Below are 5,539 nucleotides of genomic sequence, written 5' to 3' on the forward strand. Positions count from 1 at the left end.
CTAGTGACACGCCCCGTCACCGGGCCAATCAGCATTCCCGCAGATCAACCCACGTTTTCACGGACTAGTCAGCAACCTGATCTGTGGAACCTGGGGACAGCAGAGCATTTGCGCGGACACGACAAGCGATACACGCCCCACCTGGGGAAACACTTCGCGGTCCGGAGTGACCCACGAACGTTCGTCTGGGTGTCCGATAGCCCGGCCGGCGTCTCCTTGGCGGTCAGTAGCCGAAGTTCTGGGTCCAGGATGGGCCGTCGGGGCGGCCGAAGTAGGCGCCGACTCCTATGGTGGTGAACTCGGGATTGAGCAGGTTGGCGCGGTGTCCGGGACTGTTCATCCAGGCGCGCATCACGCTGTGGGGGCTGTTCTGGCCTATGGCGACGTTCTCGGCGCCGGGTTGTGGGTAGCCGGCCGCGCGCATCCGGTCGGACGGGGTGAGCCCGTCGGGGTTGTTGTGTGCACAGAAGTCACGCCGTGCCATGTCTTTGCTGTGGTCTCGGGCGGCGGTGCGTAGCCTCTCGTCGGTCTGCAACGGCGGCACATTCGCTTGTGCCCGGGCCGCGTTGACCAGCCGTACCACCGCATCCTCGTTCTTCTTCTGGTGAGCGGTGCTCCCTACCACGGCAGCGAGTGCCGAGGAGCGCTCCGGTCGGGCGGGAGCCCATGAGTCGAGATCCGGTTCCGGTTTCTCCGATACAGCCGGCGTTGCCTGGCGGAGCGATTGTGATCGGGCGCGGAACTTGACGACCGTTCCATCGCGCCGCTTGCGTTTGCGGCTTGGGGGCAACTGCGCACCTACTCCCCTAGCAGACGGCGGCCCGCATCGTCCTGCACGACACCGCCGCCTCTGGTGACGTCACTACTGATGAAGTCATTATGGCATCCGACCGGCCACGCAACCCGTGTCTTCAGGTCGAGGATCACCGGCACTGTTTCACATAACGAGGGTCCCGGCGCCTGCGTCGCCGGCGATGCCGTAGAAGGCTTCACCCGCGATGCGGATGTCACCCCGGGAAGCCGAGATACGACGGACAAGAACGAATCATCACCCGACGTGCACAGGAGTTGGGACATCCATGCAGTCCACTTCGGACATCGACACGTGGTGGCGCGTCGATGACCCGCAGGGCCGGTGCCCTTGGGTCCAAGGCGGGACCGGTCCGCGGGTAACCCCGCGGCGGCATCGCCCGACCTGGCCCCTTCGCTACCGTGGCGGACCAGGGCGTGCACCACGCCGGAGTCCGTGGTGGAGAGTCGCCTGGACCTGCCCGAGCCCAGCCCGCCGCGCCCTGTCCCGAAGAGGCGGCCTCACCGCTCACCAACCGACGTCCCGGTGGCACGGCTGTCCTCCGGCGGCCTACGCTTCGTCGTTCCGCCAGTCGCCGATGTCCTGGTTTCCTATCGCCAAGTTGGCCACCATGGTCCCCACGACCTCGGGATCCACACGGAAGGCGAACCCGGGCTGGTCCGCCAGAGGGACCACGAGGACGCGGTGCCCGGGCTCGCGCATCGTGATGGCGTCGGCGATCAGCACGACGTCGGAGACCATCTCTTCCTCTTCCTCTTCCTCTTCCTCTTCCTCTTCCGTGTCGCTGTCGCGGACCTGCGCCATCACCTGCTCCGGCGTGGCGCCGGCAAAGGCCGGATCGTCCACGAAGTCGACGTAGTCGCCGAAGTCGTCGATCACGTCGTCGTAGCCCGGGCCCGGGCGGCACACGCGCTCGACCAGGGAGGCCCAGGTCGCGTCGTCGGTGAAATCGGTGCGCACGAGCAGATCGTTGTCTTGGATGAGCGGAGGCAGCTCGCGGGTCGGCCGAGTGTAGCGGGGCGGGGCCTTCAGCGACTCCAGGTCGACTCCCACGGGATCAAGGCAGAGGTCCTCCTCGTCGCGCTCCTTGTCCTCCGTAAGGAGCCACTCCACCTCGGCGGGAGCCGTGTCCGTGAAGTGGTTGATGGTGGAGTCCAGGTTCGGACGGTGCAGCACCAGGTAGGTCATGGCCGCCTGACGCGGAGTGATCCAGAAGGCATAGCCATCGCTGCCACGGAAGGCCAGCAGCGGGCGCCAATCCGCATTGCGCACGGTGCGGTCGTCGGTCAGCACCACCAGGTCGGGCACCCAGATCCCGGGCCGCTCCAGGGCCGCGGAGACATCCTCGGAGGTGGCGCCCCGCCACGCGGGATCCTCCGCCACGATCAGGCGCCGGGAGATCGACTCCCGTGCCACCGCCTCGGCCGCGTCCCCTTGATCGGACCGGTACATGCCGGGGAGCTCGCCCATGCGCCAGAGCACGTCTTCCCAGACGTCGTCGTCGCTGTCGGTGCGCACAAGCAGTATCCCGGGCACACGGGACTCACCGCCGTCGGGGGGCAAAGGAAGCGGAGGACGCATCAGCAACACACCTCATCGAATCGGGGACGAATCCCCGTAGTCCTAACACCAGGCGACGACAAACCCTCGTCGGCGTCGCTTGCCGTGCGCTGTATTCACGCAGGTAGCTGCACCATCGCTGTTGCCTGCACCGACGCGAGGCCCGAAACACCGCCCTTACAGGGAACCGTCAGTGCCGTCCTATACCAGCGCCACCGACCTCGGCGACGCGTCCGCGACGCTGAACTCGCGAGTGCACAGAGCACTCCGGGCCGCGTATCCACGAACGATGATGTGATCATCCCTTCAGCGCGCGCGGCAGCACGTCGCATCGTGAGACGGCGAAGTAGCGGATACCCGCATGGGCCACGCCAAATTCAGCCACCCGCATCTACACGGGGTTTGAGGAACATCGGAACGGCGGACAGCGCTAAGCCCTGAGCGGTGCTGGTCGGCAGGTTGACCGCTTGTCGTTGCTGTCTCAACATCATCGGTTTCCGCAGATAACCAATGATTATCTGCGGTAGGGTGATCGGTGTCCTGGAAGAACACCGTCCTGCGGGGGTGGCGTCTCGCCATGCTTATCTGCGATAGCGCCGAGGAGGGCCTGTGGGCACCGTCCACCGTCTCGATGTCCCTCGGTCCGGACCGAAGCTCGGCGGTGCCGTCGATGTCTTCCTGGCGGAGGTGTCCAACCGCAACACCACCCGCGCTTACGCCACCGCGCTGCGGGCGCTGGTGGACGAACTCGGCGCGGCGATACCGGTGACGGCGTTGGACGACGAAGCCACGGTGGAGAAGATCGGCCGGTGGTTCGCTCGCCGTTGGGGCAAGTCCGCTGCGGCCACTGTCAACGCCAGGTTGGACGCGCTGCGGTCGGCCGCCGCATGGTGGCGCCGACAAGAGTGGATCGGCGGTGACCCGACCCGGCGCATCCGGCGCCGGCCGCGCACCCCGGATCGCACCCGCGCCGTGGCCCGTGCCGACATCGAAGCCCTGCTGACCCGTCAGCATTTGCCGCTGCGCGAGCGGGCTCTGTGGCGAATGCTGTATGAAACCGCTGCCCGTGCCGAGGAAATCCTCGCCTTGGACGTCGACGAGCTGGATCTGCGCAACCGCTGCGCGAAGGTCCGCCGCAAGGGCGGCGCGGCCGATGTCATCGTGTGGCGCACCGCCACTGCCAGGTTGCTGCCACGTCTGCTGAACGGCAGGAAGACCGGCCCGGTGTTCCTCACCGATCGACGGGCACGGATCGAGCTGCCGTCGGTCGACCTCGATCCGGAATCCGGCCGGGCCCGGTTGTCCTACCGACGTGCCGCCGAGACCTTCGAGCACGCCAGCAAGGACCTGACCGGTGGGCCGTGGACGCTGCACCAACTCCGGCACTCGGCGTTAACCCATGCTGCCGAGGACGGCGCCAACAGCTCCACCCTGCTGTCGTACTCCGGGCACACCTCGGTCGCTTCCCTCGCGCGGTACGCGCGAGTCTCACCCGAGGCTTTGGCTCGCTGGCAGCAGGACCGGGATCCGGCGGCCAGGCGGCGATGAAGGCAGAAAGCTGACTCGGTCTCGGAGCCGACCGTGCACGCGAGGTTTCCCCATCGTCCCAATTCACACAGTCGGCGACATTGGCTGCACCCGGCCACTGTCATGATGAGGCACATGAGCCAGAGTGTGCCGGTGACGTTGCCCGAGTGGCAGGAGTTCCTCCGCGGCTATAGCGATGACTATCTGCGGATGGCCACGGATGAGGAATTGGCGCGCCTCGACGGCGTCCAGCGGGAGAATGGGTGGCTGGGCTACGAACCAGCCAGTGAGGAGGCCCTCCGTGTCGCCGAGAAACGCCTGGATGTGCGGCTGCCGCCGAGCTACCGCAACTTCCTGCTCGCCAGCAACGGCTGGCGCGACATCGACCCCGAGTTGAGCGAGCTGTTCCGGGTCGACGAGATCGGTTGGTTCGCTGAGAAAGATCCCGAGCTGCTGGCCGCGTGGACGGAGGCGGGCCTGGATGTCGTGGAGCAGGTCAAGCCGTGCTTGATGGTGTCAGATTGGTCCGACTGCGCTGTCTACTGGCTGCTGGACCCGACCACGATCGGGCCGGACGGGGAATGGACCGTATACGAGTGGGCGACTGGCGACGGCTCCGATCCTTCGCCGTACCCCAGCTTCGGTGCCCTGGTAGCAAGCGCTCGAGATGTCTTTAACCGATGGAAAACCCACGGTGTCATCCAGAAACAGGGGTACCAGGACACGGAGCCGGCACCTCATACTCGCCCCGACGCTGCACCGCTGCACCAGGTGACCGCAGCCGACACGTGGCCGCGCCTCATGCGCATCGACCGGCTCGACCACCTGGTGCTGACCGTCGCCGACCAGGACGCCACGATCGACTTCTACACCCGGGTGCTGGGCATGGAGGTGGTCACCTCCGACAACGGCCGCACGGCGCTGACCTTCGGCCACAGCAAGATCGACCTACGCGTGGCCGGAGAGGATACCGAGGTGTTCTCGGCCGCCCACCCCGCTCCAGGCACCGCCGAGCTGTGCTTCGTCGTGGACACCCCGGTGCTGCTCCTGATCGACGAGCTCAGGGAGCAGGCGGGGGTGGACATCGAGGCGGGCCCGGTCAGCCGTACCGGTGCACTCGGCCCGATCTACAGCCTCCATCTGCGCGACCCCGACAAAAACCTGATCAAGCTGAGCAACTACCTCGACTGAGCGGGGCTATTCGTCCTTGGGCGAGGCCGGCTCCAGCAGCCGCACCCTGACCTACCACCTCGCTTGACTTGCTTTCGGCTCCGGCGTTGGCAGCGTGGAACAACGCGCGAACACCGGAGCCGAAGAGCATGATTGTCGCTAGTCGATCTCGTCTTCGTCGAGGCTTTCGGAGTCGCGTAGCGGGCGCAGGCGCCCGGCGAGGTCCGGGAGGAGGAACGAGTAGCGCCCCAGGACATTGATGTGATGACGTACGAACGGCGACAGTCGCACGGCGTCCTCGTCGCGGACCTCGTAGCCACCGGCCCGTAGCTCTTTGATGGCGGCGTCGAGATAGCGGGTGTTGAACAGCACGATCGCGTTGAGCACGAGGCCGAGGGCGCCGAGCTGGTCTTATCCGAACTAGCCGAGGAAGCGCAGGCACCCGCCGACATCACGTCGGCGGTCACGCAA

The 5,539-nt window shown here is 66.5% G+C and carries 4 protein-coding genes and 1 pseudogene; 2 read left to right on the forward strand and 3 right to left on the reverse strand.

Annotated elements, in window-relative coordinates; translation table 11 throughout:
- Positions 1–223: 223 nt before the first annotated feature.
- Positions 224–583, reverse strand: coding sequence for a CAP domain-containing protein (locus ACWDKQ_RS34860; protein ID WP_450143024.1), 360 nt, complete (start codon positions 581–583; stop codon positions 224–226).
- A gap of 777 nt (positions 584–1,360) precedes the next feature.
- A complete protein-coding gene (locus tag ACWDKQ_RS34865) occupies positions 1,361–2,329 on the reverse strand; it encodes a DUF6924 domain-containing protein (protein WP_450143025.1) in 969 nt (322 codons plus the stop codon).
- A 651-nt stretch (positions 2,330–2,980) separates the two neighbouring features.
- On the opposite strand from ACWDKQ_RS34865, the gene ACWDKQ_RS34870 reads away from it, so the two are divergent.
- Both ACWDKQ_RS34870 and ACWDKQ_RS34875 read left to right on the forward strand, forming a co-directional pair.
- Entirely contained in the window at positions 2,981–3,919 is a 939-nt protein-coding gene (locus tag ACWDKQ_RS34870) for a tyrosine-type recombinase/integrase (protein ID WP_450143026.1), read from the forward strand.
- 114 nt (positions 3,920–4,033) lie between these two features.
- The gene (locus ACWDKQ_RS34875; RefSeq protein WP_450143027.1) at positions 4,034–5,089 is read left to right on the forward strand and encodes an SMI1/KNR4 family protein; all 1,056 of its coding nucleotides are present in this window, start codon (positions 4,034–4,036) and stop codon (positions 5,087–5,089) included.
- A 138-nt stretch (positions 5,090–5,227) separates the two neighbouring features.
- Here the strand turns inward: ACWDKQ_RS34875 and ACWDKQ_RS34880 are convergent.
- Positions 5,228–5,464 (reverse strand): annotated as a pseudogene (locus ACWDKQ_RS34880) (Tn3 family transposase); the annotation flags it as partial.
- Positions 5,465–5,539: the final 75 nt, after the last annotated feature.

The organism is Saccharopolyspora sp. NPDC000995 (assembly GCF_053599315.1).

Coding starts and splice junctions, on each gene's coding strand:
- ACWDKQ_RS34875 (WP_450143027.1), top strand. CDS start 4,034: ATGAGCCAGAGTGTGCCGGTGACGTTGCCCGAGTGGCAGGAGTTCCTC.